The organism is Phormidesmis priestleyi BC1401 (genome assembly GCF_001650195.1).
GTDB lineage: Bacteria > Cyanobacteriota > Cyanobacteriia > Leptolyngbyales > Leptolyngbyaceae > Phormidesmis_A > Phormidesmis_A priestleyi_B.
In genome coordinates this window covers 1-2,362 of sequence record NZ_LXYR01000145.1, presented here as the reverse complement: position 1 = coordinate 2,362, position 2,362 = coordinate 1, and the positions used below count along the sequence as shown (strand labels likewise).

Here is a 2,362-nt window from a genome sequence, read left to right as displayed (position 1 = left end):
TGCAAGACTGCTCCTTTCTGAACATTACTCATGCCCTTCTTCTGCTCCGTCGGCGCTGCTGTAGTAGTCGCAGTGCGCGTGTCATCGACTGGCGGCGGTACAGTAGCCTGACGCTGACCACATCCCGCAAACAAGGGCACAGTCAGGAGCGCTGAAAGGAGCATGGCAGTGGGGCGGACACCACGTTGATTTGGAAATCTTTGCATAACTTGAGTCCTCTACACCAAGGCACCGTGATTGCCTTTTCCCGTGCAACAGATGATTTACCCCTGGGAAAAGCGGCTCGTGTCAATCATGGTGGAATGACGAGTTGCTGTCATCACACTCTAGAAAGAGGATGTACAGAGCCAAATTAAATGACATCGAGACAAATTCGTGATGATGGGGTCTTAGGTCGAGTAGAATCGCGTCCTGGGTAATTTGCTGGATCATTTTCCCATAAGCCTTGAGGCGTTCCCCCTGAAAAGGAGGCATGACTAACTGCCGACGGTTCCGATGTTGATTGCCGCTGAGTAGCATCATGCTTTGCCGACCGACCACTGGCTCCAACAGAGGCTCTCCAGGCGCGGTGAATTCCTGGCCCGTGTCGTGGGTTAGGAGATACTGCATCGCCTTGGGCTCGTTTACTAACACCACCAGTTCATCGCTCCCGAAGACCAGTGGGGCTGCAAAGATGTCTCCGTAGTGCTTAAAATTGGTGGTCATGTAGCCGACCGGGTCGATAACTCACTGGGCGGCTTGCAGAAGTCTTGGTGTTTTGGGGGTAGGCACATGCATGGCGTTCTTCCGGGTCCTTAATCCGGGTAAGTGCGCGGGCGATCCCAAAGTTGCATAGATCTCAGGGGTCTGAGTAGGTATTGTCAACTTAACTGGATTCCGCTCTGGTTATTGAGAATGAACACACTTATATTCACGGAGGAATAAACCTTTCAGCCTTTGAAAATCAGGCAATTTCTCAATAAACAAGCCTGTGAACGGTTAAGTTGACAATATCTTCCATCTCCACCGACCTTTTATGACAGATCAATCTGCACTAAAAATCGAGCTGCTACGTGCAGCGTACGCGGCCTTTAACGTGCGCGACATTGATGCCGCGCTCGCCCTCATGACTCCCGACGTGGCTTGGCCGAAGGCGTTCAAAGGCGGTTTTGTCCGTGGACCTGAAGAAGTTCGCGCTTACTGGACGGAGCAGTGGAGGGAAATCAATCCCCACGTCGAGCCGGTTGCCTTTCACCCAGAGGATGCGGGGCAGGTCTTGGTCGAGGTGCATCAAGTCGTGCGCGATCTGGTCGGAGCCGTGCTTGCCGATGAGCACGTTGGTCACCGTTTCACCCTTGAGCGTGGCTTGATTCAAGCCATGGAAGTCTGTCCACTTCCATCGTCCAGACTCGGAGCCTAACCATGCCCTCTAGCCACCCCAGATTTAGAACGCTGTCAGAGAGAAAGTGCAGGTAGAGCCTTTTCATGGGTCGCTTGACCCGATATTTGTGTGAACGCAAGTAAGCTGGCCTCAAACAATCTCTTGATTTCGTCTGAGGTAAGAATTTTGGCTTGCCCGTGGCGATTGCGGTGTGAGGGTCCTTCAGCGCTTCTGCTTCCTCCCCTAAAAATCATTAACCCCTCCTTAAAGACTGAGCTTGCTCTTTTCAAACGGTGAAGCGCTGTGCAGAAGTGAGGTGAGGTGAAAGGTGCAGAGGTCAGAGCCAATTAAGCCAAGGTAGCCCTAGCCAAGATACCCATCCCGTGAGCCGCATTCAACCCATGCTGGGGAGCGGCAATATTTTCGGACGAGGCGGCTCACGGACCTATGACCTCGTCATAATGTAGAGAGTTTCACCGAGATGAACAGTACAGAATGAGTAAGAAGCATCGGTTGGTTCTCTTTATTGTCTTTTGCAGCGGGGTGGGGGTTGTGTTGGGCGGCACTGCAAGCCAAGCTCAGAGCGATCAATGTTTACAAACGGCAGTTCCGACGCTGGATTGCCTGACTCAATCATCAACGACCAAGATCCTCGAAGGTATGAGCACTGGACTGGTCGCTGGGACTGGCGCTGGCATTGGCGCAACTTGGCGGATGTGGCGATAAGATTGACGGGATCTGAGAAGGCTCACGGGTACCGCCTCTCTCACCGGAGGTATCTCTTAGGAAAGAGTCCAAAAAGTAGGCAAAGCTATGCAGGGTTAAGAACGTGGGTTGTCCTTGCGTAGAATAGAAGGATGAAAGTAGGAATCGGTCGAGCTGCCGCAGAGTTAGGAGTTTCTCGGGATACCTTACGTCGCTGGGAAAGCGCAGGCAAGATTGAGGTTGAGCGGTCTCCCTCTGGGCATCGACGCTATGACCTCGCACAGTTGCGGGGATTAG

At 52.7% G+C, this 2,362-nt stretch carries 5 protein-coding genes; 3 read left to right on the top strand and 2 right to left on the bottom strand.

The window, feature by feature from the left end:
• Both A8707_RS28775 and A8707_RS26035 read right to left on the bottom strand, forming a co-directional pair.
• The coding region (locus A8707_RS28775; RefSeq protein ID WP_197485099.1) for a hypothetical protein at positions 1-206 on the bottom strand (206 nt) is incomplete at its 3' end.
• 82 nt (positions 207-288) lie between these two features.
• Positions 289-705 (bottom strand): cytochrome P450, encoded by a 417-nt coding sequence (locus A8707_RS26035; RefSeq protein WP_068820348.1) that lies wholly within the window; start codon positions 703-705, stop codon positions 289-291.
• Between the two features lie 310 nt (positions 706-1,015).
• On the opposite strand from A8707_RS26035, the gene A8707_RS26030 reads away from it, so the two are divergent.
• The 3 genes from A8707_RS26030 to A8707_RS30795 all read left to right on the top strand — a co-directional run.
• Positions 1,016-1,399: a nuclear transport factor 2 family protein gene (locus tag A8707_RS26030; protein ID WP_068820346.1), complete on the top strand. Its 384-nt coding sequence runs from the start codon at positions 1,016-1,018 to the stop codon at positions 1,397-1,399.
• 456 nt (positions 1,400-1,855) lie between these two features.
• Entirely contained in the window at positions 1,856-2,086 is a 231-nt protein-coding gene (locus A8707_RS26025) for a hypothetical protein (protein ID WP_068820344.1), read from the top strand.
• 131 nt (positions 2,087-2,217) lie between these two features.
• The coding region (locus A8707_RS30795; RefSeq protein ID WP_156518903.1) for a MerR family DNA-binding transcriptional regulator at positions 2,218-2,362 on the top strand (145 nt) is incomplete at its 3' end.

Coding starts and splice junctions, on each gene's coding strand:
- A8707_RS26035 (WP_068820348.1), bottom strand. CDS start 705: ATGACCACCAATTTTAAGCACTACGGAGACATCTTTGCAGCCCCACTG.
- A8707_RS26030 (WP_068820346.1), top strand. CDS start 1,016: ATGACAGATCAATCTGCACTAAAAATCGAGCTGCTACGTGCAGCGTAC.
- A8707_RS26025 (WP_068820344.1), top strand. CDS start 1,856: ATGAGTAAGAAGCATCGGTTGGTTCTCTTTATTGTCTTTTGCAGCGGG.